General features: G+C 36.1%; 22 protein-coding genes and 2 pseudogenes. 15 read left to right on the top strand and 9 right to left on the bottom strand.

Annotated features, from left to right (window positions below; translation table 11 throughout):
• Positions 1-283: 283 nt before the first annotated feature.
• Positions 284-910 carry a hypothetical protein gene (locus AAGS61_RS17925; protein WP_391375069.1) on the top strand — a complete coding sequence of 209 codons (627 nt, stop codon included), beginning with the start codon at positions 284-286 and terminating at the stop codon, positions 908-910.
• A 21-nt stretch (positions 911-931) separates the two neighbouring features.
• On the top strand, positions 932-1,147 hold the full coding sequence (locus AAGS61_RS17920; protein ID WP_391375067.1) for a hypothetical protein: 216 nt from the start codon (positions 932-934) through the stop codon (positions 1,145-1,147).
• Positions 1,148-1,875: 728 nt separating this feature from the next.
• Here the strand turns inward: AAGS61_RS17920 and AAGS61_RS17915 are convergent.
• Positions 1,876-2,652 carry an acetoin reductase gene (locus tag AAGS61_RS17915; protein ID WP_391375065.1) on the bottom strand — a complete coding sequence of 259 codons (777 nt, stop codon included), beginning with the start codon at positions 2,650-2,652 and terminating at the stop codon, positions 1,876-1,878.
• Positions 2,653-2,791: 139 nt separating this feature from the next.
• On the opposite strand from AAGS61_RS17915, the gene AAGS61_RS17910 reads away from it, so the two are divergent.
• Entirely contained in the window at positions 2,792-3,082 is a 291-nt protein-coding gene (locus AAGS61_RS17910; RefSeq protein WP_391375062.1) for a DUF5839 family protein, read from the top strand.
• Between the two features lie 3 nt (positions 3,083-3,085).
• On the opposite strand, the gene AAGS61_RS17905 is transcribed toward AAGS61_RS17910, so the two are convergent.
• Entirely contained in the window at positions 3,086-3,298 is a 213-nt protein-coding gene (locus tag AAGS61_RS17905) for a hypothetical protein (protein ID WP_391375059.1), read from the bottom strand.
• A 336-nt stretch (positions 3,299-3,634) separates the two neighbouring features.
• On the opposite strand from AAGS61_RS17905, the gene AAGS61_RS17900 reads away from it, so the two are divergent.
• Positions 3,635-3,937: a hypothetical protein gene (locus AAGS61_RS17900; protein ID WP_391375056.1), complete on the top strand. Its 303-nt coding sequence runs from the start codon at positions 3,635-3,637 to the stop codon at positions 3,935-3,937.
• A 292-nt stretch (positions 3,938-4,229) separates the two neighbouring features.
• On the opposite strand, the gene AAGS61_RS17895 is transcribed toward AAGS61_RS17900, so the two are convergent.
• Entirely contained in the window at positions 4,230-4,490 is a 261-nt protein-coding gene (locus AAGS61_RS17895; RefSeq protein WP_391375053.1) for a Txe/YoeB family addiction module toxin, read from the bottom strand.
• A complete protein-coding gene (locus AAGS61_RS17890) occupies positions 4,483-4,749 on the bottom strand; it encodes a type II toxin-antitoxin system Phd/YefM family antitoxin (protein ID WP_391375051.1) in 267 nt (88 codons plus the stop codon). Before AAGS61_RS17890 ends, AAGS61_RS17895 begins: the two co-directional genes overlap by 8 nt.
• A gap of 1,010 nt (positions 4,750-5,759) precedes the next feature.
• On the opposite strand from AAGS61_RS17890, the gene AAGS61_RS17885 reads away from it, so the two are divergent.
• The 3 genes from AAGS61_RS17885 to AAGS61_RS17875 all read left to right on the top strand — a co-directional run bounded on the left by AAGS61_RS17885 (position 5,760) and on the right by AAGS61_RS17875 (position 9,116).
• The gene (locus AAGS61_RS17885) at positions 5,760-6,362 is read left to right on the top strand and encodes a type IV toxin-antitoxin system AbiEi family antitoxin domain-containing protein (RefSeq protein ID WP_391375048.1); all 603 of its coding nucleotides are present in this window, start codon (positions 5,760-5,762) and stop codon (positions 6,360-6,362) included.
• Between the two features lie 16 nt (positions 6,363-6,378).
• Positions 6,379-7,470: a hypothetical protein gene (locus AAGS61_RS17880; RefSeq protein WP_391375046.1), complete on the top strand. Its 1,092-nt coding sequence runs from the start codon at positions 6,379-6,381 to the stop codon at positions 7,468-7,470.
• Between the two features lie 308 nt (positions 7,471-7,778).
• Entirely contained in the window at positions 7,779-9,116 is a 1,338-nt protein-coding gene (locus AAGS61_RS17875; RefSeq protein WP_391375044.1) for a helix-turn-helix domain-containing protein, read from the top strand.
• A gap of 455 nt (positions 9,117-9,571) precedes the next feature.
• On the opposite strand, the gene AAGS61_RS17870 is transcribed toward AAGS61_RS17875, so the two are convergent.
• Positions 9,572-12,538 (bottom strand): Tn3 family transposase, encoded by a 2,967-nt coding sequence (locus AAGS61_RS17870; RefSeq protein WP_017474138.1) that lies wholly within the window; start codon positions 12,536-12,538, stop codon positions 9,572-9,574.
• A 146-nt stretch (positions 12,539-12,684) separates the two neighbouring features.
• Here AAGS61_RS17870 and AAGS61_RS17865 point away from each other — a divergent pair, with 146 nt between their 5' ends.
• From AAGS61_RS17865 to AAGS61_RS17850, 4 genes and pseudogenes are all read left to right on the top strand, one after another.
• On the top strand, positions 12,685-13,260 hold the full coding sequence (locus AAGS61_RS17865; protein ID WP_017474137.1) for a recombinase family protein: 576 nt from the start codon (positions 12,685-12,687) through the stop codon (positions 13,258-13,260).
• Between the two features lie 200 nt (positions 13,261-13,460).
• Positions 13,461-13,829, top strand: coding sequence for an ArsR/SmtB family transcription factor (locus AAGS61_RS17860; RefSeq protein WP_017474136.1), 369 nt, complete (start codon positions 13,461-13,463; stop codon positions 13,827-13,829).
• Complete coding sequence (locus AAGS61_RS17855) at positions 13,822-15,951, top strand: heavy metal translocating P-type ATPase (RefSeq protein ID WP_017474135.1); 2,130 nt, start codon at positions 13,822-13,824, stop codon at positions 15,949-15,951. The genes AAGS61_RS17860 and AAGS61_RS17855 overlap by 8 nt, the downstream gene beginning before the upstream one ends.
• A gap of 232 nt (positions 15,952-16,183) precedes the next feature.
• Positions 16,184-16,470: pseudogene (locus AAGS61_RS17850) on the top strand (tautomerase family protein); the annotation flags it as partial.
• Positions 16,471-16,685: 215 nt separating this feature from the next.
• Here AAGS61_RS17850 and AAGS61_RS17845 read toward each other — a convergent pair.
• A pseudogene (locus tag AAGS61_RS17845) lies at positions 16,686-19,682 on the bottom strand (Tn3 family transposase).
• A 322-nt stretch (positions 19,683-20,004) separates the two neighbouring features.
• Between AAGS61_RS17845 and AAGS61_RS17840 the strand changes: the two are divergent.
• Together AAGS61_RS17840 and AAGS61_RS17835 are read left to right on the top strand one after the other, a co-directional pair.
• On the top strand, positions 20,005-21,750 hold the full coding sequence (locus AAGS61_RS17840; protein WP_391375039.1) for a type IV secretory system conjugative DNA transfer family protein: 1,746 nt from the start codon (positions 20,005-20,007) through the stop codon (positions 21,748-21,750).
• A 71-nt stretch (positions 21,751-21,821) separates the two neighbouring features.
• Positions 21,822-22,682: a 30S ribosomal protein S1 gene (locus tag AAGS61_RS17835; RefSeq protein ID WP_391375037.1), complete on the top strand. Its 861-nt coding sequence runs from the start codon at positions 21,822-21,824 to the stop codon at positions 22,680-22,682.
• A gap of 42 nt (positions 22,683-22,724) precedes the next feature.
• Here AAGS61_RS17835 and AAGS61_RS17830 read toward each other — a convergent pair whose 3' ends face one another.
• Positions 22,725-22,973 carry a DUF7669 domain-containing protein gene (locus AAGS61_RS17830; RefSeq protein ID WP_391375034.1) on the bottom strand — a complete coding sequence of 83 codons (249 nt, stop codon included), beginning with the start codon at positions 22,971-22,973 and terminating at the stop codon, positions 22,725-22,727.
• 167 nt (positions 22,974-23,140) lie between these two features.
• Here AAGS61_RS17830 and AAGS61_RS17825 point away from each other — a divergent pair, with 167 nt between their 5' ends.
• The gene (locus tag AAGS61_RS17825) at positions 23,141-23,839 is read left to right on the top strand and encodes a hypothetical protein (RefSeq protein WP_391375031.1); all 699 of its coding nucleotides are present in this window, start codon (positions 23,141-23,143) and stop codon (positions 23,837-23,839) included.
• Between the two features lie 53 nt (positions 23,840-23,892).
• Here AAGS61_RS17825 and AAGS61_RS17820 read toward each other — a convergent pair whose 3' ends face one another.
• Both AAGS61_RS17820 and AAGS61_RS17815 read right to left on the bottom strand, forming a co-directional pair.
• Positions 23,893-24,288 (bottom strand): hypothetical protein, encoded by a 396-nt coding sequence (locus AAGS61_RS17820; protein WP_391375028.1) that lies wholly within the window; start codon positions 24,286-24,288, stop codon positions 23,893-23,895.
• Positions 24,285-24,662: a hypothetical protein gene (locus AAGS61_RS17815; RefSeq protein WP_391375027.1), complete on the bottom strand. Its 378-nt coding sequence runs from the start codon at positions 24,660-24,662 to the stop codon at positions 24,285-24,287. The genes AAGS61_RS17820 and AAGS61_RS17815 overlap by 4 nt, the downstream gene beginning before the upstream one ends.
• A gap of 479 nt (positions 24,663-25,141) precedes the next feature.
• Here AAGS61_RS17815 and AAGS61_RS17810 point away from each other — a divergent pair, with 479 nt between their 5' ends.
• Positions 25,142-26,140, top strand: coding sequence for an ERF family protein (locus AAGS61_RS17810; RefSeq protein ID WP_391375024.1), 999 nt, complete (start codon positions 25,142-25,144; stop codon positions 26,138-26,140).
• Positions 26,141-26,146: the final 6 nt, after the last annotated feature.

Genomic DNA, 26,146 nt, shown 5'->3' with positions numbered 1-26,146 from the left:
AAAGGACGCTTTAACTGAGCAACGGAAAAAGCCAAATTTCTCAATTGATGTTGAGAAATTTGGCTTTTTAGTATGGGAATTTCCTTAGCGTTGTAAATCCGCATTTTCCTGACGCTACCCCTTGTTGGGGAGCATCGCGGCGTAGCCATACGCTTTTATACTTGTTTTATATGATTAGACTATGCCGACTATTTACTTGTGAATTAGAGGTGAATTTGATTTCACCTAGAATAATATAGAGTAATACATAGATGATCTGATGTGAAATGGGGATGAATAGGGTATGTTTTTACCTGATACAACAATTAAATCAATTTTAGTTGCTTTAAAGATGGATGGTATTAAAACAGGGGATGTTGCAAAAGCCATTGAGGGGATTTCTGAAAAGCCTTTTAGAGCTGCTTTAAAGGCTGCTGGTTATGAATTTAGTAATCGTGCTCCCAAAGGATGGCATTATGTTGGAGCAGGTGAAGAACCGTTAAATAAATCGATTTTTGATTATGTGAAACAAGGTAATCTTCAGGTGAAACGTAATTCATCTAAAGTTCATACTAATATGAGTGAAGGTGAATTGCATATGACTACGGGTGAACTAGGTGTGCGTCGAGGTGAACTTGCTGTGAACTCTATTTCATCTACTGTTCCCATGCAGTTCACCTCAGATGAAGTAAATATGATTTTGGAGATGCTTCAGGAGTGGCGTAATTCTAAAGAGGGTATAAATGTTTTGGAAGCGAAGCCATCTGTTCATGAACGAGTAAAGGGGATTCCACAAGGAGAAAAAACACGTAAAACTATTGTGATCGATAAGGCTATTGGTGAGCGTTTAGACGTATTTTGTGAGCAGGAGCGATTAAATAAGTCAGATGTTATGTATTTAGCTTTAGAAGCGTTTTTAGATGCTTATTGAAGAGAAAGGGTGATAAGGTGAATGCAACTTCTCTATTACAATGATACAGGGCGAGACGTATTGATACATCCAGCTACCTATGTATATGGATGCACAGCTGATAGAGACATTATCAGACCGTCAGAGCGATGTTTTTTTACGTTACCAGAGGGTGTGACGCCAGAAATTAAAATGTGGGATTATGGTGACAAGGGGCTTAGTGTTTTAGTGACATCAGCAGATGATGATTTGGCTTGAGTTGAATTGACTTAAGCTTTTTTTTGTGGATTTGTTATCAAATGAACATAAATAAAGGTGATTTAACAGTAATGAATTATTTCGTCATTAAAACCGTTCAGGATTGTCTGTAAGGCGTTTAAATAATAAAAATGTATATTTTATCAAGAATAATTAAAAAAGCCCTTAAAAGCCCTCTAAAGGCTTTTAAGGGCTTTTGTTGTTTTTTAAAATGAAAATAAAATTAAAGACGATATCAGGCTAGGTCTCTTTTACGAAGTAAAAGAGACCTAGCCTGATAATGAATTCTTTTTATCAAAAGGCTTATTTAAAGGTTTTTTTAGCTATTTTTTTATTTATTTATTTAATTTTTAAAAATTAAGTGTAAAAGCCCTATAAAAATGGTTTTAATCAAATGTTATTGTGAATAGTTAATTTCTTGTAAAAATAAGGTAGAAAAACGTCTGTGTGAGACCTATTGGTTTGCACTTAAGGTCTGTAACACCCAACGTTTAAAAGAGCTTGTTAAGGGGTGATTTTTAATTTCATCTTCATTAGTGCTACAGCATACTTTCTGATAGTAAATCGCTATATTAAGTAAATTAAGTTATTTAGCAACTAATTACAGGACTGTTTCTTCATCACAACAAGAATAAATCTCATAAAAAAGAGCAGAGTTCCTGGAACCCTGCTCTTTTTATTGACAACCTTTCGTAAACTCAATAAAGCATAAGTAGTTGTCTTGCAGTTTAGCGGTAAACTAAGCCACCGTCTGTTAAGATTGCTTGACCTGTAATATAATCTGCATCATCAGAAGCTAAGAATGAAACAAGATTTGCTACGTCTTCTGGTGTTTGGTAACGTTGTAACGCGATACCTTCAGAATATTTAGCAAATGCCTCTCCTGGTTTTAAAGCGCCATTGCTGTAATGCACCATTTCTTCATCAATGCGATCCCACATTTTTGTTTTCGCAATACCTGGGCAGTAGGCGTTAACTGTAATTTGATGTTTTGCAAGTTCTTTTGCAGCTGAATGTGTGAATGAACGTACTGCATGTTTTGTGGCAGAATAAGTACCTAACATTTCGAATGATTCGTGTCCTGCGATACTACAAGCATTAATTATTTTACCTTTTGAGCCTTGTACGATAAATTGTTTAGCAGCAGCTTGTGTACCAAATACAACACCGTTTACGTTGATGTTAAATAAGCGATTTAATTCTTTTTCATCGATCTCTAGGAAAGGTTTAACTGCGTCAATACCGGCATTATTTATAAATACATCTAAACGTCCAAATGTTTCTACTGCTTTTTGAACAAGATTAAATTGATCTGTTTGTTTTGAAACATCTCCTACAACGCCAATTACATCAGCATTTTGAGATTTTAGTTCTTCTAGAGTGGTATTTAATAACTCTTGATTAATATCGTGCAATACTACCTTGAAACCGTCTTTAATTAAACGTTCTGCAATGCCACGACCTAAACCACCAGCTGAACCTGTAATAACTGCAACTTTACTCATTGAGAATACACCTCGTTGTAATATTTTTTTCAGAAAATCTTTATCTAAATTTTCTCTTTTGTCACTATAACAATATAACTTAAAAAAATACAATAATTTGTATTCAAAACAGTATCAAAAAAAGAGTAGCCTTAGCAGATTGAGTAGTTTCCTTTTTAAGTGGAAAGGCAAGCAACTTCAAGGAAGTACGGTAAATAAAAGAAAAAAAGATAGTGACATACTGAAGCTATATCCTAAACCCTATACTTGGCATATTCCTAAACATTTACGTGATGTCAATCTTCAACCAGGTGATATTGTGGCTGTAGGGAAAACATTGGCGTCATTTTTGGTCACAAGAGTTTTTCGAAAAGAGTTTGAAGAGACAGAGAAACAATATGAAAGGGTTATTCGGCTTTTAGAGAAAGCACCGATGCGAGCAATCGAATAGATCCTATTTCACTTGGTACTGTTTATACACTTCTTGTAGCTTCTCTAATGAAAGATGCCCTTGCTCATACTGCTTTTGTAGTTTGGCAATTTCGATGGCTGCGGATACATCAAAATTTTGGAGACGATATTCAATAATTCGATGATGCACATCTTGCTCACTTACTTGATCGTAGTATAACCAACGTTGGATTAAGTCAATATCTTCTCGTTTCATCGTTACACCTCTTTGTGTTTTTTAGAAGCAAAAAATGCTCTTTATGCCTTTTTTGTAGTTCTTTAAATATACACGATTTTATGCAAAGTGAAGAATAAACCAAACAAGTAAAAAGGCTGCTACATCAACATTTATGTGGTTTGTATAAAAAGATGCATAAACAATGTTCACAAGAAAAGCCACGAAACGTTGATATCACAACATTCGTGGCTTTTTGATGTGTGTCCAAACGTCGCTTTGGGAATGTTTATCTTTCCTTTCACCATTATCCCAAAAAATGTTAAAATATATTTAAAGAGAGGGTGTTCTTTAAAAAATAAACCAGGAGGAATAAAAATGGAATTATTTAATGAACTTTATTACATGAATTCTTTTGATTTTAAATTTGCTAGAATTATTTTAGAGGTTTTATTAGTGACTTCTTGTATCTCAACAATTATTTTTATTTTAACTAAAAATCAATATATTTCGTACCTTTCATCAGCACCACTTTACTATATTTTTTCATGGATTGGTCATGGTTTTACACATTTAATCCTTCTTGTTTTATCGATGACTATACAAGCTGGGATAATTCTTTTAATAAACCGACAAAGTAAAAAGCCATTATTATTAAATGAACCTAAAAATAACATATAATAATATTAGCTTTTTAAACTAATGGAATCCTTTAGTTTAAATTATACAAACACATACAAAATAACGTTCCCAAATGCAAGTTTGGGAACACACCAAAAAGGCAAAAACGTTGATGTAACAGCGTTTTTGCCTTTTTAAGTGGAACATTTGTTATACAGCTTTTTATGCAGTTTTCTACAAACCCATGAATACCAGCAATTTGAGCGTGATTGTTGGCATGTGGCAGCTGGAGCCCTGTGCATAAAATCATGCATATTTTTAGCCTGATTTTATGACAGTTTTAACTAACATTTTAAACATAATGATCTTTTGCGGAATAAATATAAATCATGTCATTGGCTATACGATAAATTAAACGATGTTCATCTGTAATACGACGGGACCATTTCCCTGACAATTCATATTTTAAAGGCTCAGGCTTCCCAATTCCTTCAAATGGATTGCGGTCAATGTCTTTGATTAACCGATTTATTTTTTTGATGGTGCTTTTATCACCTTGATCATGCCAGTACATATAATCTGCCCAAGCATCATCTGACCAAACTTTAATCATCTTCAACCTCAATTAATTCATGAATTTTCGCTTCACCCGTTTGGAATTGTTCATCGCCTCGACGAATTTTATCCATCACATACGCATTTGACAAGGTACGCAGCGTTTCTTGCATCGCATCATAATCACGCTTAGACATGACAACAACCGTATCTTCTACGTCTTTACTTGTCACAATAAATGTATCTGAATCTTCATTGATTTGTTTCATATAGCCACGTAAATTTTGACGGAAATTTGAGTACGTTACTGCTTCCATTTCCACACCTCCATTGTACAATATGTTGTACAATTAATTATATGGCATACCATTTGATTTTGCAAAAGCAAAAAGCCCATCTTTATATAATTTTTTACGTTCCATTTAGGGAAAGCACTGTTAAAACGTATATTTTATAAACGTTCGTTTTTGGTTATCTCTTAGCGTATAATATCCGATTTTTGGTGGCTGACTCCTTGTTAAAAGCATTAAAAAAACCCTTGTAAAGAAGCAAGCTTTGTTAAAAACATTTTAAAAAATCCTGTAATAAAGAAAGTTTCTTTGAAAACATTTAAGAAATCTTTGTAATAAGCACTAAGGGGTTTCGCCAGATTTCGGAATTTTATGAAGTTACCTCTTAATAGACGCAAGTCGATTCGTTAAATATATTTGTCTGAACACTTGCAGTTTGATTAATACAGCACAAAAAAGAAGAGGAAAAAGTGTCTGTTCAGGTACTTTTTTATTGCCTTGCGAAAAAGATACAAAAACAGCCGTCCCGTCTATTTTTGTATCTTTTTGCTTTATATTATTCGATTTTTTGGGCCTCATAACATTCCTTTGGAATATTATGAGGCCCAAAAATCTATAATATAGCAGTCGCAAGTCAACAGAGCATGATTTTTGCTCACAAAAACCACTCAAAAGATTCATGCATCAACACTTTTTCAAAGTGTCGAGCATGGCAGACCTCCACTCGTAAACGCCTGTCGTTATCCAAAGCGTACCCCAACAAGTTGTGGCTGGATAACGTACAGTCACTCGTTTCGGTCTGCCTGCAATCTACGATTGCCCAATAGCAAAAAAATGCTCCCTATTCGGTCACATTTCTCTGCTATTGGAGTTGCAACATTACGTTCAACAGTGGCTCAAAATGCTCCCTATTCGGTCACATTTCGAATCACCGTTTCTCTGCATGTTGCCCACGATAAATCAATGCTCCCTATTCGGTTGCATCGCTCCATCGTGGCTCATGCCCCAAATTTATCACACTAAAGGAGGTGTTATCGTTGGCCAAAAAACAATACATCAAAACATATATGGCTACTGATGCGACTGCATTATCAGCCATTTCGAAAGTCGGTCATATCACATCCGAACAACTCAATGAATGTGGTATGTCCGATAAACGCATCCGAAACTTTGTTAAGCAAGGATACCTGGAAAAAGTGAGCTATCGTAATCAATCTAAGCAGCTAGATCATTGCTACAAATTGACGGAGGTTGGACGTGATTTTTATGACCATCGAGATGGTCGTGAGCATAGCTATTATCAATCCGTTTCGCCTCAACACGATATCGCGATTGCTAATAAGTATTTTTCGCTTGGTGAACATGAGCGTAGTACATGGATGACCGAATCTGAAATTCGGAGCGAATTTTTAGCCCATATCGAAGATTTACGCAATCAAGGAGATGTTGCACGTGCCGATCAGCTAGAAGCTGCTTATAAATCACGAGATATATCGGCTGTAGATGCAGTTTACGAAACGGAAGAAGGCATACGAATTGGCTACGAAGTCGCTACCAATAGCTACGGTCATGCCGAACTGCAAGCCAAAGCTGAGTTTGTACAAGTGATGAAGTTGAAATACGAACCACAAAGAATCTGATTAGGAGGTGATACCATTGAATTATGAAGAAAAAAAGCAGCGTGAGACGCTGCGAAAAGATGAAGTTCGCAATATGTTATGTACCAAACATCGTGACGTGCTTAACATAATCTATTATGTTGGTGATAGATTAATTTCCGCACCGGTTCTGATTGATTTTTTATGCTTAACTGATTCACAAATGAATTTTTCTAAAGCTCAAAAGCTTATATCGAAATTGGTCAAAGAGGAGGTTTTGCAGCAAGAGTATATTTCATTAAGTTATAATCCAGTTCGCACACGCATTTTGTACCTGTCAAAATACGCTACAGCACACTTTATGAGGCTGCCGAATACGATTGGAGCTAATACTCTCAACCGTAAGCACCTTTCTCCGAATAAGATTGAAAAACGTGTGTTGCGAGCTGCGATGATATATGACCGATTTAAAATGTTCTTAACAAAACATTCAATTGTTGACTTAGTAAAGCATTGGCGGTCTAATGCCTCCAGCTATGCTTACAAACAAAATCAGAATCTGCTTTATTTTAGGAAGATTATCAATGTGTTTAGATCTATGCCGTTGGATTACATCCATTTTGAACCTACTAATGATTACACACGTTATCTTAAGCAATCGGAGGATATTAAAAATAAAGCTTTGGAATTTGGGCAAAAGAGCAAAAACAACAAGGGTGGGACACTTGATGCAGAACTGAAAGAAATCGACGCAGTATTTAAAGAACCTCGAACATATGAATGGCATGAGGATGTATCACTCCCTAAAGTGCTGACAAACATGGATATAGCGGGCGTTGTGTGGGATGACGAGCGATTAACAATTGACGTGGATTACTTAGTAACCCAGGAAAAAGCCGAATACAAAAAGATTGTAAAAAATCTATCTGTAATCTATAAATTATTTTCTTTATTCGTTCGTGAATCGCTTTTAAATTTCGAAATTAAACTTGTATTCGTCAACGAACTACAACTTTCTAAATTTAATTCAGCAGCGAATAAAAAAAATGATAATGGCGAATCACGAGTGGAAATTGATTTGAGCAAAAACGGGGTAATGCTTACGGATGCTTTAAATATATCTATTCGAAGAGTAGGGGAAGCAGCTTGAATCCATTTGCTTTGCAAATGGATCGGTGCAGCCGATAGCTAAAAAATATATTAATTTGATAGAGATATAGTATAATACTAGAAAAACAGACAAAAAAAAGAAGCCGTTCCACCAGAATCAACGCCCTGACCAAAGTTTGTTGAGATTAGATGTACGGCACTCCATAAATTAAGACTATTATATGTGTTTTTAAGTGTTTTTACAACTATTAATGTATTAATACTTCTTAACTATTAGCATTTTTAGTCTTTATTTAAATGATTTTTGGGACGGCTTCTTTTCAAATTTGAAAGGAGGTCGTTTTTTTTATGGGATTGTTAAAACCAGAAAACTTAACAGCAATAGATATGGCGGATACATATGTATCAAGTGCTTTGCCAACAATTACACTTGATAATTATATTAGTACGATGTACGAGGATGATTGTGGGTATATTGCTGTCGCTAAAAAAGAGAGAGGTAAATTTACTCAAACATCTGTGCCACTTGATTTGTTGGCTTATTATTTGAACTTGGAGGGTACGTGCTATTTGTCGGTCAATACATTCTTCCGTCCGTCACGTGCAAAGCGTAATGTACGACACTTAAATGCTTTCTTTTTGGACATTGATTGCTTAAAAATAGGCGTGAGTAAGGAGGATGCTCTACGAGCCATCCAACATGAAGTAAAGCGTGAAACTGTGCCCGAACCAACTTGTATCATTGATTCGGGGAATGGTTATTATGCGATTTGGAAAACCGAATCTGCTCCTGGTAAATTTCCGAAAGTAACTCGGCTATATGAGCATATCCAACGCTATTTGTACGACATTTTCAAGGATATTGGTGCTGATGCACAAGCATTAGATGTATCAAGGGTGTTACGTGTGCCTGGAAGTAAAACGAAAGCGGATAAACGTGTTCAGATAGTAACATTCAATCCTCAAGCAACGTACACAATGCGTATTATGCAAGAGTATCTTAATTTTGATGGTCAATATGAGGAGATGTTAGCTGATAATGAAAGACGACGTAAGGACAAGCTTGCTCAACATACGAAGCGTAATATTAAGCACCTACACAATGTTTATAATCTAAATATTACGAGAGCGAGAGATTTCGAGATGCTCTGTAAGTTGCGAAATTATGATGTAACGGGCTTTAGGGATACGTTGATATACATTTATCACTATTGGATGTTGTTGGTGCATCAAGACGAAAAAACAGCGTTGTACAATACTTTAAATCTTAATGACAGCTTTTTAGAGCCTTTGACAGAGGATGAAGTTAAATCTTATGTGTCATCATCCGTTAAAATGTTCAGAGATATACAAGGTAAATCACCAGAGGAGCTTAAATTGCAAGCAGGCGTGTATAAAATGCGAGGTTATAATTTTAGTAATCGTAAGCTTATTGAATTGCTAGCAATCACTGTTGAGGAGCAAAAGTACCTCAAAACTATTATTAGCAAAGAGGTTAAGTATCAGCGAAATAATGAGCGTCGAACACCTCGAAATGAGGACGGTTTAACGCCACGCGAAGCTGCTAAAAAAGAGCTTGTTGCTAAAGTAAAGGAATTACATGAAAAAGGGTTATCGAATGCTCAAATAGCCGATAAGCTAGATATTTCTTTATCTACTGTAAAACGTTGTCGTAGAGCGATTTAAGGGGGGGGGTCACGAAATGCTCTTTATATAAGATGGGTGTCCGCTGTCTAGGCTCTACTCGCTCGACTCTACTAATAGAAAACGAATATAGAGAAATTAACAAACAAGAAGAACCATACGATAGAACTAGAAGAATCTAACAACTAGAGGATTAGTACACGTATTATAACAATTGATAATATGGCTTATTAATTAACAATATATATAGGATTCTATGTATTCTACGTTAGGTCTATAACATCAAATTTCCGATATTGGATGTTTTGTACACTTGTTGTGTCTACAATGGGTTGAATATTTATTAAGCAAATATTAATAATGCGGAGCAAGTATTTCATTTTCTTTTAGGGCGTTACGGTGCGATTAGCACCAGCCCTTGTTGGGGTCCCGTCAGGAAAATGCGGATTTACAACGCTAAGCACATTTTCGAGACGATTCCCCCATTTTTAACAACGTTAAGAAAATTTCAATGGTCTTAAAGAATCTAACGAGACTATTTTCTCGGAATTAAAATGGTATTCTCCTAGTAAATTAATATGTTCCCAACCTAGAGGCGATATATGGTGCAATAATTCTTCATTAAAACTACCAGACTGTTTTTGATATTCAACTGCTTTTGTTAGATGTAAGGTATTCCAGATACTGATGGCATTAATGATTATGTTTAAGGCACTGGCCCTTTGCAATTGATGCTGTATGGTTCGTTCTCTAAGCTCACCTTGTTTTCCAAAGAAAATAGCCCTTGCTAATCCATTCATGGCTTCTCCTTTATTCAATCCTCTTTGTATTTTTCTTCTTAATGATTCATCTGAAATGTAATTCAAAATAAAGATCGTTTTTTCTATTCGGCCCATCTCACGTAAGGCGGTAGCTAAGCTGTTTTGTCTTGAATAGGAACCTAGTTTCCCCATTATAAGGGAGGCTGAAACTGTTCCCTCCCTTATAGAATGAGCTAATCGCAAAACATCCTCATAATTTTCTTTAATGACCTTTTTATTTATTTGTCCACGTAAAATGGCTTCTAATTTTGGATACTCACTTGCTTTATCTATTGTAAATAATTTCGAGTCTGATAAATCTCTTATTCTAGGAGCAAATTTAAATCCTAATAAATGAGTCAGTCCGAATATTTGGTCTGTGTAACCAGCTGTGTCTGTATAATGCTCTTCTATATTTAGATCCGTCTCGTGGTGCAACAATCCATCCAAAACATGAATAGCATCCCTTGAATTTGTATGTATAATCTTTGTGTAATAAGAAGAGAATTGATCACTAGTAAAACGGTAGATAGTTGCTCCTTTTCCAGTCCCGTAATGTGGGTTTGCATCTGCATGCAGTGATGAAACACCTAGCTGCATTCTCATACCATCTGACGAGGATGTTGTACCGTCGCCCCAATAGGAGGACAACTGTAATTTATGATGAAAATTTACTAAAATGGCTTGGGCTTTATTCATTGCATCTTCATACATGCGCCATTGAGATACATTAGCTAGTTGCTTATATGTAAGTCCGGGTGTGGCTTCGGCCATCTTGCTCAAGCCAATATTCATTCCCATCCCTAAAAGGGCAGCCATGATAATGATTGTTTCTTCTTTATCTGGTTTTCGATTATTGGAAGCATGGGTGAATTGCTCATGAAATCCTGTTATATGAGCAACATCCATGAGTAAATCGGTTAATTTTATTCTTGGTAGCATCTGATAAAGGCTTGCACTAAACTTTTTTGCTTCTTCTGGAACATCTTTTTCTAAGCGTGCAAGTGACAGTTTTCCTTTTTCAAGAGAAACTCCATCCAACTTGTTGGAATTGGCAGCTAACCATTTTAACCTTTCATTAAGGCTGCTGGTTCTCTCCGTTATATAATCTTCGAATGATAAATTAACTGATAATCTCGTATTCCCCTTCGATTGATTCCATGTATCTTCCGAAAACAAATATTCCTCAAAATCCCTATATTGTCTACTGCCAACAATGGAAACATCTCCTGCACGAACATGCTCCCGAAGTTCTGTTAAAACAGCCATTTCATAGTAATGACGATTAATTGTTGTACCATCATCCTCATATAAATGCTTTTTCCATCGTTTTGAAATAAAATCCACGGGTGAGTCATCAGGCACTTTTCGCTTTCCGGATTCGTTCATTCCTCGAATAATCTCTACGGCTTGTAAAAGTGGTTCATTTGCCTTTGTAGAATGAAATTCCAGTACCCTTAATAGCGTTGGCGTATATTTTCTAAGTGAATAAAATCGTTTTTGCAGTAAGTCCAAATAATCATAGTCGGCAGGACGTGCAAGCTCCTGAGCCTCTTCTACTGAACAGACAAAGGTATTCCATTCAATAACTGATTCTAAAACCTTAAAAACGTCTAGTTTTTCCTCTCTTGCTTTAATTAATGCTTGTCCGATGTTCGTAAAGTGTATAACTTTCTCATTTAGCTTTTTACCGTTTTGTTTCTGGATTTCCTCTTGAGCCTTACGGCCTTTTGATAACAAACTAAGTATTTGCCTATCATGAATTTCAAACGCTTTATCTGTTAGCTCCTGAGTAAGTTGTAATAAATAGACGGCTAATATCGAATAACGTTTATTTTCTTGAAAGTCACGGAACGCATACGGTTCGTATCTTGAACCTAAGCGAGAAAGCTGTAATAGACGATTACGATGCAAATGGCTAATTTGCACTGTTTCTAATTCCATTTCTCGTAGGTATTCAAGTCGTTCTATTACTTTTAGAAAAGTTTCGGGTGAAGGATGACCCGGTGGTTCCTTTAACCAACCCAATATCGTTTTATTGGATTCGGATGGATGCTGCGAAGTAATAATCTCTTCAAGTTTTTCTTTTTGCTCATTTGTAAGAGATCTACTAACTGTATTAAATAGCTTCTTTTCAGCCATCGCCCTTGCTTCCCACACCATTCTTTCAAGTGTAGTGATAGCAGGCAGTATAATTTTGTTTTTTCTTAGAAAATCTATGCATTCATGCAGTAGATGAATAGTATCACCATTTTCCAAAGCTAATTGATGAAGGTACTTAAACGTCATTCGATATTCACTCAGGGTAAAAGTTACAAAGTCATATTCACTTCGAATTTCTTTCAAATGATCCCAAAGTGTATTTTCCCTTTGAGGATAATGATCAAGCGAGGATGGACTAGCACCAATCTGTTTCGATATATATTGTATGACCAAATCTGGGATGCTTTTGATATGAGTGTATGGCCAACCGGGATACCGAAGAACAGCTAATTGAACGGCAAACCCTAAACGGTTTTCTTCCCTCCTTCGCTTATTAACTATTTCTAAATCACGATTGGAAAAAGTGAAGTAGGTCCCCAATATCCATTCATCTTCAGGGATTTGCATAAAAGACTGTCTCTGTTCCGGTGTAAGCAATTCTCTACCTCTCGCAATTTTCATTCAATATCATCCCATTTCTGTATTTTTCAATTTATTAGTTCAATTATATATCAATAGAGTGTACTCTATTGATACAAATGAAGTAGACTGGTAAAATCATAGTTAAGAGCGTCTCATAAGACTTGTCTCAAAAGTGAGGTGATATTTTGCGGAAAATTGGTTATGTACGTGTCAGTTCAACTAGTCAAAACCCTTCAAGACAATTTCAGCAGCTAAGCGAATTCGGAATGGATATTATATACGAAGAAAAAGTTTCTGGGGCAACGAAGGAACGTGAGCAACTTCAAAAAATGTTAGAGGACTTACAAGATGGTGACACCATTTATGTTACAGATTTAACTCGAATTACTCGTAGTACACAAGATTTATTTGAATTGATCGATTACATACGAAGGAAAAAAGCCAGCTTAAAATCACTCAAGGATACATGGCTAGATTTATCAGAGGATAATCCATACAGCCAATTCTTAATTACAGTAATGGCTGGTGTTAACCAGTTAGAGAGAGATCTTATCCGTATGCGTCAACGTGAAGGGATTGAGCTGGCTAAGAAAGAAGGAAAGTTTAAAGGTCGGATAAAGAAATATCATAAAAATCATGCGGGAATGAATTATGCAGTAAAGCTATATAAAGAAGGAAATATGACTGTAAATCAAATTTGTGAAATTACAAATGTGTCTAGGGCTTCATTATATAGAAAGCTATCGGAAGAGAACAAATAGTTCAGTCCTATTCCATTAATTGGCCAGATAATGTTATGTACTTAAAGTCTTATGCAGTTTGGTTATTTTGTTATTAGAATTGGGTACTCCAATTCTTTTTTTATGAATTTTTTTACTCATTCAAACAAACACTTGAATGAATTATTAAAAATGGTTATACTATATTCAAATAAACACTTGAATGATATTGGGGTGAGAATGTGATTAAGAAAGATACTTGTGAAATTTATTGTTATGACGAAGAAAAGGTCAATCGAATACAAGGTAATTTACAGACAGTAGATATTTCTAGTGTTGCCCAAATGTTAAAAGCTATTGCAGATGAAAATAGAGCAAAAATTACCTATGCTTTATGTCAAGATGACGAACTGTGTGTGTGTGATATAGCAAATATTATAGGTGTTACGGTTGCAAATGCCTCTCATCACCTGCGAACGCTCCATAAGCAAGGGATTGTTAAGTTTCGAAAAGAGGGAAAACTTGCATTTTATTCATTAGATGATGAGCATATCAGACAAATTATGATGATTGCATTGGCACATAAGAAAGAGGTGAAGATCAATGTCTAGTGGGAAAGCAAAACTGTCTGAAGAAGAAATGAAAGCCTATCGTGTTCAAGGATTTACTTGTACTAACTGTGCAGCCATTTTTGAAAATAATGTTAAAGAACTTCCCGGTGTTCAGGATGCGAAAGTAAATTTCGGAGCATCTAAAGTTTATGTTAAAGGGACGACAACCATTGAAGAATTAGAAAAAGCAGGAGCATTTGAAAATTTAAAAATTCGAGATGAAAAAGAACAAAGGGTAGAACGAGAACCTTTTTGGAAGCAGAAAGAAAACATTAAGGTATATATATCAGCTCTTTTACTTGTAGTTAGCTGGTTCTTAGGAGAGCAGTATGGTGAAGAGCATGTTCTACCGACAATTGGTTATGCAGCGTCCATTTTAATCGGTGGATATTCGTTATTCATTAAAGGTCTCAAAAATCTAAGCAGATTAAATTTCGATATGAATACGCTTATGACTATTGCAATTATAGGAGCTGCAATCATTGGTGAATGGGGTGAAGGGGCAACCGTTGTTATCCTATTTGCGATTAGTGAAGCATTAGAGCGTTATTCAATGGATAAAGCACGTCAATCTATTGAATCTTTAATGGATATTGCCCCAAAAGAAGCGTTAATTCGACGAGGCAATGAAGAAATGATGATTCATGTTGATGATATTCAAGTTGGAGACATCATGATTGTTAAGCCCGGTCAAAAGTTAGCAATGGATGGAATAGTGGTTAAAGGTACATCGACATTAAATCAGGCTGCGATTACAGGTGAAAGTGTTCCAGTAACGAAAACCACAAATGATGAAGTATTTGCAGGAACCTTGAATGAAGAAGGGTTACTTGAGGTTAAAGTAACAAAACGAGTTGAAGATACTACTCTTTCAAAAATCATTCACTTGGTAGAAGAAGCCCAAGCAGAACGGGCCCCTTCTCAAGCGTTTGTCGATAAATTTGCAAAATACTATACACCAGCTATTGTCATACTAGCTCTTTTAATTGCGGTAGTTCCACCATTATTTGGCGGAGACTGGAGCCAATGGATTTATCAAGGCTTAGCTGTATTAGTGGTTGGTTGTCCTTGTGCCTTAGTAGTCTCAACTCCAGTTGCTGTGGTTACAGCAATAGGAAATGCAGCGAAAAATGGTGTTTTAATTAAAGGTGGTATCCATTTAGAAGAAGCAGGACACTTAAAAGCGATAGCCTTTGATAAAACAGGAACATTAACCAAAGGGATTCCTGCTGTAACAGACATTGTGACATATGGTAGAAATGAAAATGAATTAATGACCATAACAGCAGCCATTGAAAAAGGATCACAGCACCCTCTTGCTTCAGCGATTATGCGAAAAGCAGAAGAAAATGGATTAAAATTCAACGAAGTAACAGTAGAGGATTTTCAATCCATTACAGGTAAAGGCGTTAAAGCCAAAATAAATAATGAAATGTATTATGTGGGAAGTCCAAATCTTTTTGAGGAATTACACGGAAGCATTTCAAGCGATAGGAAAGAAAAAATTGCCGATATGCAAACTCAAGGTAAAACGGTGATGGTGTTAGGAACAGAAAAAGAAATTCTTTCGTTTATTGCCGTAGCCGATGAAATGAGGGAATCGTCTAAAGAAGTTATCGGCAAGTTGAACAATATGGGAATCGAAACAGTGATGCTAACAGGCGATAACCAAAGAACGGCAACAGCCATCGGAAAACAAGTTGGTGTTTCGGATATTAAAGCTGACTTACTTCCAGAAGATAAGCTTAATTTTATTAAAGAACTTCGAGAAAAACATCAAAGTGTGGGGATGGTCGGAGATGGCGTGAATGATGCTCCAGCCCTTGCGGCATCTACCGTTGGTGTAGCAATGGGTGGTGCTGGAACTGATACAGCTTTAGAAACGGCTGACATCGCCTTAATGTCTGATGATTTGAGTAAATTGCCATATACAATAAAATTAAGCCGTAAGGCTTTAGCAATCATCAAGCAAAACATTACCTTCTCTTTGGCGATTAAATTAGTGGCATTACTTTTGGTCATGCCCGGTTGGTTAACACTTTGGATAGCTATATTTGCTGATATGGGAGCAACTTTACTTGTAACATTAAACAGTTTACGCTTATTGAAAATCAAAGAATAGGTTCTAAAATGGGCGTCAACTATCGGGTGCGATCATTGAAAACAATGTTATGCTTCAAAAGGGATATTAACAGGAAATATACAACTAAAGGACGCTTTAACTGAGCAACGGAAAAAGCCAAATTTCTCAATTGATGTTGAGAAATTTGGCTTTTTAGTATGGGAATTTCCTTAGCGTTGTAAATCCGCATTTTCCTGACGCTACCCCGTGTATGGTGGAAGCACTTGATTTTCCATCTGATAAGAGGTTTCATCGTTTCTTCCCTTTGGATAAGGAAGATTTTTATTTCGCGAGTGGAAGAACTGAATCATATACAGTAATTGAAGTTAGTATGTTCGAAGGTCGTTCGGTAGAAGCCAAAAGCAATTACTAAAGTTACTATTTAAACGTATTAATAGTGAATTGAATATATCTCCACAAGATATTGAGATTACAATTTTTGAAACACCAAAACATAACTGGGGTATAAGAGGATTACCTGGAGATGAGTTAAAGCTGAGTTATAAAGTTAATGTATAAATTCGAGATGGTCATTTACTGACCACTTCTTTTTTTAAGTAACGAACAGCATTAAGTGAAAAGGAATTAATTGTCTTTAATATTATCTTGAAATTGAGTCTTCTGTTAAAGGGCGCTTTTCTGAAGTAAGGATTAGTCTCTGATTAACGGGAAACCAGCTAATATCTTGACAGGTGTTTATTAGCTGGTTTTATTACCGTCCCAAATTATGACAACTATGAGACTTTCAACTTAATAGGTATTCGCTGATCCATATCAAGTTCAAAAGTTCCGTATGGATTGACATGATGATAAAATAAAGGTGTTATTCCCCTAAAATCTTCCGGAGTCATTTTCTTCAACCAATATTGATTATTGTCATAAAGAACTTCTTGCACCATTAAGGTATTCATATAGACTAAGCAATTTTGCAACAATTGAAGTGATAAGGCGGACACCTCTTGATCTTCTATCGAATTGGAACGAATTTCACTGTTTTTTCCATAGAAAATATAGGTATTCACCGAGTTCCATTGTTCCACTGTATTTAATCCTTCATGGATCTCCCTACGAATCTCTTCATAGTGTAAATAATCACATAAAAAGATTGTTTTAATAGCTTTTCCTAATTCACATAAAGCCTGATAGGTTGGATGTTTCGTATCCCTTGTAAATCGCTTTAATATGGATTCGGCAGAAGCAGTACCCAACCGTAGAGCAGTTGCAAACTTAATAATTTGTTCATACTGCTGCCGAATAAGATCCCAGTTAATCGGTCTGCTTAAAGCCTGTTGTAGATGAGGATATTCCTCATTCATGCCGGCTTCTGGACGATATAGCTTTTGAGACCCAATATTTTTAAAACGTGGCATCAGCTTAAAACCAAGTAGATGACAAAAAGCAAAAGCAACAACACTTTGTCCGTGTGTATCGACATAATTTCGGTCAACCTCCATGTCCGTACAGTGACGAAGAACCCCTTCCATCATTGCTGCCACCTCCGAAGAAAGGCAGGACTTAAGCTGAGAATAGATACAAGCTGACTTTCGATCTGTATGCCAATAGATCATGACTCCATGTTTCTTATAACGAGGGTGCCATTCCGAGAGCAGGTTCTGATCCCAAGAGCCAAAATGTTTTGAATCGGAAGCACATGCAGTGGTAGCTTCTCCCCATACCTCTTTCATTCGATTGTAGATGATATGGTTTGTAACCTCTGCGTTGGCTTTTCTCAAATGATCCTTATGAATAAATTTTTGACGTATATACCGAAGTTCCCGATAACCATCTAGGCGGTTCCCTGCTGAAACAGTTTTCAAACCTGTATTTGTTCCTAATCCAAATAAACTTAGAAGAAGCCGTCGTTGGACAGTTTCTCGATCTAAAATCTCTCGATTGGCTGTGGTCTTAAAGTGTTTGGTGAACTCCGTGTGAAAATCTGTTTCTTTTAATAAATCCAATAGGTTAATATCGGTCCAACGGTTCTTAATCTCCTGTTTAAGCATTGTCACATGTGGAGGTTCAGGTTGCTTTTCGAGTGGAGTAACTCTAATCCATCCCTTGTTATTTCTGGTAGTAATCGCTACTTTTTCATTACTTTGATCTTCTATCCCTTGATTCAATAATTGGAGTTTATCTTTCATCATCTGTATAATATCTTTGATAAAAGGCTCTACATCAAGAGGAGCTTTAAGTGCTTGAAAATATTCTTCCTTGTGCTCATCAAAATCTTGAGGCAGATCTTCATCCGGATTTCGATAACGATCAGCGCCCTCGATCCAAATTTCCTTACAACGAAGTCGAGTGCGAAGCGAATGTAAAACAGCAATCTCATAATTGATTCGGTTCACCCTCTCCATCCCTTTACTATCCGTTTCAACAATAATATCCTTCCACTTAGGCTGAATGACTCCCTCAACGGGAACCTCATCCCCAGCAGCAAAATAACGTTGCCCACTTTCTCCATACTCTCGTATAAGTTGGATAGCCTCAATAATCGGCTGGTGAAATTGATTATTTGAGCGAAAAGTAAGGTTGTTTAAAATTTTAGAAAGAGACTTCCGATAATGCCCTTGGTAAGAAGAGTGCATTTTTGTATAGATTTTTTCTTTGTACTCCCGGTTATTTTTTGTCATGTCCTTAATAATATCTCGAATCATATCAGAGCTAACAATAGGGAATAAGGTATCTTGAATGACCCCTTCTGGATGATCTACGGATGCTTTTAATAGATTGACAATATATTTGTTTTTTCCTTGGACTCTTTCTAATTCTTCTACTGCTTCTTTTCGAGTTGTATTTTTGGCCTTATTTCCGAATTTAAGCGTAATTTCATCCAATAAATCAGCTAAATAATCAATAACTTCCTCATGACGATGCGAAAATAAAATGGCAAGAAGGGTATAGCGAATGGGTGCAGGGTGTGCACGCAATTCCGTTACAGTTTCTGTAGCTGCACGAAGTCGATATTTCTTTACTAATTTCGGAGTCAAATGATGAAATAATCTTGGAGGAATGTGTAGATGCCGAATCGCAAACAATTTTTAAATTTCTATTTCCATAGTGTTTACACTTGGTTTGCTAGGAGAAGATAAAAGTTGGCGAAAAGTTAAAATATCGGATTCCCTTTCCTTATGAAATTCTTCTTCAAAGCCTTCTGCTGATACCTCATCAGCAAAAGATTCCAGTAACGCATCTAATCGTGACCAAGTCTTAGGAGATAGCTGCTGATAAATCGATTCGTACAAATTCTTTTCAAAAATATCGATGGCAGAATCAATCATTCGCTTTAAACTCCCGTTTGAAGGAGGTTCGACTTTCCACTTGCGAAACAGACTATATGCCTGATTTTTTAAATAGTCAGTATCATGTATAAAGTGAACTTGTTCGTTTAACCAATCTGTCAAAAGATCATTGTCCTTTGCCGTTAGCTCTCTAAAATCGAAGAATTCCCTAATTTGCTTTCGATGATAAGTAAAATTTCTTTCCTCTGCTCCCCAACGATATTCTTCAAAGAGCGTTGGAGAAAATCCTAATTGATGTGCTATAAATTCAATGACCACTTTGGGAATATCCTGTTTTTTTGCAGGAAATCGTGCCTCTTGCTGAAAGTACTTTAATAATACTGTAAAGCCTAAACGACTTGCCCCTGTTTTATTTCCAATCAGCTTTCTTTCAATTGGTAATAAGGTAAAATGTTCTAGAAGTTCGTCTTCATTCCAATTTCGTTTCATAAATCCTCTTCCCCTAATCTAAAGTAATTACTAATTTGAGTGTAATCTATTGATTGGAGGATGAAAACAATACTTTGCGGTCTAGAGCAGCTACCCTGTCACTAAGCCCTTTTGCTTTCAAGAATGAGTATACAATACGAATTGTATATGTCAGTTCCAGAAATTCAGACAAGTATATCTTAGCATATTTACATTAGATAAATCATTGTGTTAGAATAAAATAACGAAAATTCGTTAAAATATTAGTAATGAATGTTCTAGTGAGTATTTTATATTTTTTTATTTAAAAATAACGAAAATTCGTTAAAAGAGGGATAATAGTATGGCTAAAACAGATAACCCCATAATTATTGGTGGCAATGATCCGTTTACGCATTTTTTAATTACTGGTCCTACACGTTGTGGTAAAACATCAACGATTTTGTTACCGACAATATTTCAGTTATTAGAACAAAAGAAGCGTGGAAAGAAATTAGGTTTTTCATTAGTGGAGCCAAAAGGTGATTTGATTTGGGAGGTTGAGGAGTTTTGTAAGGAGATGGATATTCCTTATGTATTGCTTGATCCATCTAATTCGAATACTGATTTCTTTAATGTAATGGAAGGCGATACGGATGTAGTAATAGAGGCGACAGTAGCTGTTTTACAATCTTTATTTGGTAAGCAGGAGGCGTTTTTCCAAACATTAGCTGAACTCTCTACACGTAATGTTACGAAGCTTTTAAAGCTATTGAAGGGTGATAATTTAACCTTATTAGATTTATTGGCAACATTACGTGATGAAAAGCTGTTAAGGCGCTATGTAGAGGATTTAAGGGATCAAGGTGAAGCTTCAGATTTACTTTCATTTTTTGAAAATGAAATGTTTGGTTCACTTGCAGATCAGTATCGTAAATTAATCATCGGATTACGTGCACAACTTGAAAATATGACCGGTAATGAACAGTTACGTCATATTATTTCAGGTAAGAGCAGCATCAATTTAGATGAGCATTTAGCCAATGGTGGTGTTTTACTTGTTAATACGGATTTAGGGCGTTTAAAGAAGGCTGGAGATGCTTTTGGCATGTTTGTAACGATGCATATTCAATCAGCTGCATTACGTCGTCCTGGTATGGAGAAAACACGTACACCGCATTTTATGATTGTGGATGAATATGCCCGATACATTAATCCTGATGTAGAAATGTTTTTATCTGTTGCAGCGAGCTCTCGTGTGGCTGGTATTTTTGCGATTCAATCACTTGGCCAATTAGAAATTGAATCTGGTCGCATTGGTGCGAAGGCAATGAAACAGGCCATTATGACGAACTGTCGAAACAAAATTGCTTTCTGTGGTTTATCTTCAGCTGATGCAAAAGAGTTTGCAGAGGAATTCGGTAAGGATGTTGTGATTATGCGGCAGTCTACTTACAAAAATAAGATTCTGACGTCAAAATTTTTCCCAGAGAGCTACCGAGATACAGAAACAGAAGAATATCGGTATCGACCGACCTACTTACAGGATCAGATGAAGCGATTCCATTTTATCTGCAAAATCTTAAATGATGGGACTCCTCAGAAGCCGATTGAAGGGGTTGGAGCATTTGTTCCTCGTAATTGGAAAGAGCAAAGAAGCTGGGAACAGCCCATTAATCAGCCTATCCAAGAAGAAAATCGTGGGTTAATTAAAAAATTATTTTCACATAGTTTTTCACGTGAAACAAAAGTACTTCCTACTAAATCAGCCATTTTTTCAGTGAATCCAGATAAAGAGGGAAGTCGTGAATTTGTAGAGGAAAATGCGATTTTACTAGGACAGCATAAACAAGTTGTCGTTCAGCAAGTGCCTGTACAAGAAGAAATTCAAAGTAAGCTGCAAGAAGTATCTCCAAAAGAGCTAGTTAAACAGAATAATGATTTAGAAGTGCTTTCAACTATAGAACAGGTAGATGTATGTAAGAAAGTCGTGCCAACGTCTGTTCCAAAAGTAGAGAAAGCGACTGCTGGTGATAGCAGTTCAACGGACTCATCTAAATTTGTCGTATCAGATGATGAAGCGTATGAGAATGGCGATACATTCTTTTAAATTTAAAATCCCATATGAATGAAATGACAGCATGATTGTCATCTAGAAAAAGCGAAAGAGGTATTTTTAATATGAGTGGTCTAAATGATATTTTAATCGAAGGGTTTAATCCTGAAATTGTAGCAGAGCTAGAACGTGAAAGACAGTATGATGTATGGAACGATATTGCGAAGGCTCAGCAAACAGAGCGTATTGTTGGTGAACAACTAATTGGCTTTGAAACACACAAAATTAACGAACAAAAGGTTGTTTGCGGTGTTGTGCGTATAGGAAAAGTGAAAGGTTTAATTCCTTTAGATGAATCAGGTATTAATCCAGAGGACCCTTACGCATTAAATAAGTTCAGAGCCTTAGCAAATCGTGAAATTCAGTTTATTATTTTACGTTATAGCATGGAAGCTGAGATGTTTGTTGCTTCTCGTAAGAAAGCCCGTGAAATTACAGCTGGTATTACGTTAAGTAAAATCAAAGAAGGCTACAATATTTATTGTGTTGTGCGTGAAGTTGAAAAAGGTCATTTAATTGGTGATATTGGGGGAATCGACGTTCATATTCCAGCCTTTGAATTATCATATGGTTGGGTAGATGATTTACGTTCAATGTATAAGCCTGGTGATCATATTCGCGTACAGGTTGTAGAAATGAATTTAGATAAGATTAAAGTATCAAGAAAGCCGTTGATGGAGAATCCATTTCCGGAATGTTTATCTCGTTATGTACCAAATGGTGAATATGTTGGAACTGTCTCAGGTGTACAAGCGTACGGTGTATTTGTGGCGTTAGAAGAAGGTGTCGATTGTTTAGCACAGCATTTAAAGTTCCAGCATGTTGAGAAGGGTAGTAAAGTGCTTGTACGCATTACAAAAGTAGAATCAAAGGGCTCGAATAAGATTCATGCGAAAATTGTGCGAGTGATGAGCCCGTTATACTAACAGTAGAAAAAGAGAAAAAAATATAAATAGAAATATAGAATTTTATTTATTTAGACTGTATACACCCGGTTTAATACGAGTGAGGTCATTGTAGGTAACAGCATGATGATTCGGTGCATTGCTACACATTTTTGAAGTGATATGTGTGCGAATGGTGCTTTCCTTATACGGCGTATTTTGATGTGTTAGATAGTTGAGGACGTCTAAGATGGTAAATTCATTTAGATTTTTAGACTGTGTGATTTGTTCAGCAGCAGTTAAAATTTGTTCTCGACAAGTCGTTGCTTTCATTCGACTCCCTCCTTTTCTATCAATATAGCTTGTCGTTAAAGTCCTGTCTAGTAAGCGTGTATTGTGAGTATGTGGTGTGTTTAAAGGTAGAAATAAATAAAAAGCGATAAATATATTTTTCTTTTTATAGATTTTTAGAAAAAATAAAAGTAGAAGGGACTATGTAAATGGGGAAGAAGCCATTTGTCAGTCCTTTTTCTCTAGGACGACATGAGTGGTCGGTTAAGTGGAATGTCATGAGTGACCGTATTATTAATCGAGATATGCAGCGACGTATGGAGAAAGAGGAACATATACTGCGACACTTGAAAATATTTCAGGTGATTACACAGAAGCAATTAAGGAATCGATTTAAAGCAGGCGAGAAGCAAATTGAAAATATGGTGCGTAAAAAGCTATTAGTAAAGCACTGCTTACTAAAAAATGGGCAGGAATGGTTGATCTATACATTGGCCAATACCAGTAATTATTGGCTGGGCTATGAAACAGAAGACGTTTTGAAACGATTAGTTGGTGTCGATTTCTATTATGAATTAAATCAGAAACTTCCATTTGAATTAAAGCTGTTAGCGAGCATTCAACCCTTTGTTTATCAAATTGAAATGAATGAACATGTGTATGAGGTGTATATAGACCGAGGGGATACGTCGGAGCTTCTGCATTTTATTGAGCGTTACCAAAGTGTTTGTAAGGAAAGACGTTTATTTATAGTAGCGGAGAAAATTAATCATTTGAATGGTCTTTTAATGGCTTTGAAGACGAATGATATTAAGGTGAGAGCTGTTACAGATAGCCAGTTGTATGAACAGGTATGCGGGTTTGGGTTTTATGGCTTAAATGAAGGTGGCTGGGTTTTATCTAAATAGAAAAATATATTTTTAGAAAAAGAGATAAAAGTAAAGGGTATGACGTCAAATTGTCATACCCTTTTACTTGCTCGAATACGGTTGTAAAAGTCATCTGGTAAGTAGCGATGACCAAATGCAACAATCCAAATTTGCCCTGTTTCAGGATGATAAACGATACGTAAGTCATCATGTGGTGGGTCCGTTGGATAGTCTGATTTTTTATGAAGCGACTTAAACCCGGCAAAATCATTTTTCAGGTTGTCACCAATTGCGGGATTTTGAACAATCTCAAGTAGAGCCTTTGTAACGGTGTGAAGTACAGAATTAAATTTTTCATCTTCAGCAAATGCAGGTACTTTCGATAAAGCTAAAATATCTAATAGTAAATGCTGTGGATTCATGGATATTTCTTTAATGCTCGCAATTGTAGAAATTGCATTTCGCAAGGATTGTTCAGAAACTGTCATTTTATTTCTCCGTTTTGTAAATACTGATCTAATAATGCGTTTGCTGCATCTTCAAGAGCTGCTCCGTTCAGTAATTGTTTCTCTTGTAATCGTTCACTGTATAAACGTTCAATTTTAAGCTGTTCCACTTCTTGCTCCAATAATTTAATTTTATGGATTAATGAAGGGATTAGATCCGGTGTATTTAGTTGAGCAATCGTTTCACCACTAGAGATGATTTCAATTGTCGCATAGTCCTGCAACAATTCTTTCCACTTCTTACTGTGACGTAAATCAGAAGCTTGAAGTCGATTACGATTCGGTAATTCGTTTTCGATACGTTTAATGTCTAACTGTTCCATAAGTGCTGGCATGAACTCACCCTCTTCTCTCATGTTTTCACCTCCTAGTATAGTATATGTACAAAATATGTACAAATGTTTGTACATATTATTACCTTTTTGAAATTAAATAAACACAGATAAATTTCCCTTTATAGAAAAATATATTTATAGAAATGTAAAATGATTGACTTTTAACGAAAAGTCGTTAAAATGAATAGTGTACTTTACTTTATCATCAAGCTTTTATTTATCCAATTTGGATATTCAATTTATTTGAAATAGCTGATGGCTAGGCAGATGGATTTCATCTATAAAATGTTCTAGCGAAAACCTTTGTTTTGCCATTTAGAAAGCTCTTTATGGAGTAAAGTGGCCTTGTGAGTATTGACTTGCAAAAACTTTTGTTAAATCGGTGTACTTATTTCAGTGCGTCTTTTTTATAGCGTAATATTAAACGACTTTTCTATGTGTAGATACATAGATGGTCGTTTTTTTATTGCAAAAAATTCATTTTAAGGAGAGATGTCAGCATGACAGAGATTCAGACAACAATAGCACCGACCAAGTTATTACAGAAATTGGTGGAAGTGAGAAAGGCAGTTCCATATTTACAGAAGTCACAAAACGGATATCAATATGCGTACGTTGGCTCTTCCAATGTATTAGCAGCTGTACGTGACAAATTAGATGAAATGGGATTAGTTCTGTTTCCGAAGATTATTTCACGCGAGGTAACTCAAACGGTTGCAAGCAACAAAGACAAGTATGGCAACATTAAAAATTCGATTACCTATTTTACTGAGTTATTTTTTGAATTCACATGGTTTGATAGTGAATCAGGAGAGTCATATGTTGTTCCTTTCTATTCACAAGGCATTGATACCAACCAAGAAAAAGGTGTCGGTAAAGCAATGACCTATGGGGAGAAATATTTCCTGCTCAAGAGTTTTAATATACCTACAGACTCTGACGATCCAGATGCTTTTCAAAAGAAATCGGGTCAGCTGTCAGTAGATTATATTTTAGAAGCTCAGGTCAATGAATTGAAAGGTCTTTTAAATCAATTAGCAACAGTTTGTCAGGCTGATTTTAGTTCAGTAATGGAACGCTTTTCTTATGAATTCCAAGTGAAATCATTAGATAAGCTGACAACGGATTATTTCGGTGCTGCCAAACGGGCAGTAAAGGATTGGCTGAAAAAAGCGAGTGCAGCAGGGCAGCAACCTGTCACTCCATTATCACCAGCCTCTCAAAATCAAGTTCAACCTATTCAGGTGCAAACTGCTTCACAGGTGATGCAGCAGCCTGAATTTGATCAATCGAAAGAAGCTTATAAAGTGCTTTCATTAATTCCTCGCGTTTCTGGTAATGGTCAAAACTATATGGAAATGCAAGTGCAGTCTACAACGGGGCAAACACTCACCGTTTTAGCTCGTGATGAAAACTTTGCTAAAGCACAGAGTCTAGTAATAGGCACGAATTACAATTTATCGCTACAAGAACAAAATAATATGTTCTTCCTAGTGTAAGAAAGG

The sequence above is a fragment of the Lysinibacillus sp. KU-BSD001 genome, assembly GCF_042920265.1.
Classification (GTDB): domain Bacteria; phylum Bacillota; class Bacilli; order Bacillales_A; family Planococcaceae; genus Lysinibacillus_B.
Note: the sequence above shows the minus strand (reverse complement) of the source record. Positions and strands in the feature narration are given on the sequence as shown.

Excerpts from the sequence above, each read along its gene's own strand:
- AAGS61_RS17925 (WP_391375069.1), top strand. The coding sequence starts at position 284 with ATGTTTTTACCTGATACAACAATTAAATCAATTTTAGTTGCTTTAAAG.
- AAGS61_RS17920 (WP_391375067.1), top strand. The coding sequence starts at position 932 with ATGCAACTTCTCTATTACAATGATACAGGGCGAGACGTATTGATACAT.
- AAGS61_RS17915 (WP_391375065.1), bottom strand. The coding sequence starts at position 2,652 with ATGAGTAAAGTTGCAGTTATTACAGGTTCAGCTGGTGGTTTAGGTCGT.
- AAGS61_RS17905 (WP_391375059.1), bottom strand. The coding sequence starts at position 3,298 with ATGAAACGAGAAGATATTGACTTAATCCAACGTTGGTTATACTACGAT.
- AAGS61_RS17900 (WP_391375056.1), top strand. The coding sequence starts at position 3,635 with ATGGAATTATTTAATGAACTTTATTACATGAATTCTTTTGATTTTAAA.
- AAGS61_RS17895 (WP_391375053.1), bottom strand. The coding sequence starts at position 4,490 with ATGATTAAAGTTTGGTCAGATGATGCTTGGGCAGATTATATGTACTGG.
- AAGS61_RS17890 (WP_391375051.1), bottom strand. The coding sequence starts at position 4,749 with ATGGAAGCAGTAACGTACTCAAATTTCCGTCAAAATTTACGTGGCTAT.
- AAGS61_RS17875 (WP_391375044.1), top strand. The coding sequence starts at position 7,779 with ATGGGATTGTTAAAACCAGAAAACTTAACAGCAATAGATATGGCGGAT.
- AAGS61_RS17870 (WP_017474138.1), bottom strand. The coding sequence starts at position 12,538 with ATGAAAATTGCGAGAGGTAGAGAATTGCTTACACCGGAACAGAGACAG.
- AAGS61_RS17855 (WP_017474135.1), top strand. The coding sequence starts at position 13,822 with ATGTCTAGTGGGAAAGCAAAACTGTCTGAAGAAGAAATGAAAGCCTAT.
- AAGS61_RS17840 (WP_391375039.1), top strand. The coding sequence starts at position 20,005 with ATGGCTAAAACAGATAACCCCATAATTATTGGTGGCAATGATCCGTTT.
- AAGS61_RS17835 (WP_391375037.1), top strand. The coding sequence starts at position 21,822 with ATGAGTGGTCTAAATGATATTTTAATCGAAGGGTTTAATCCTGAAATT.
- AAGS61_RS17830 (WP_391375034.1), bottom strand. The coding sequence starts at position 22,973 with ATGAAAGCAACGACTTGTCGAGAACAAATTTTAACTGCTGCTGAACAA.
- AAGS61_RS17825 (WP_391375031.1), top strand. The coding sequence starts at position 23,141 with ATGGGGAAGAAGCCATTTGTCAGTCCTTTTTCTCTAGGACGACATGAG.
- AAGS61_RS17820 (WP_391375028.1), bottom strand. The coding sequence starts at position 24,288 with ATGACAGTTTCTGAACAATCCTTGCGAAATGCAATTTCTACAATTGCG.
- AAGS61_RS17815 (WP_391375027.1), bottom strand. The coding sequence starts at position 24,662 with ATGAGAGAAGAGGGTGAGTTCATGCCAGCACTTATGGAACAGTTAGAC.
- AAGS61_RS17810 (WP_391375024.1), top strand. The coding sequence starts at position 25,142 with ATGACAGAGATTCAGACAACAATAGCACCGACCAAGTTATTACAGAAA.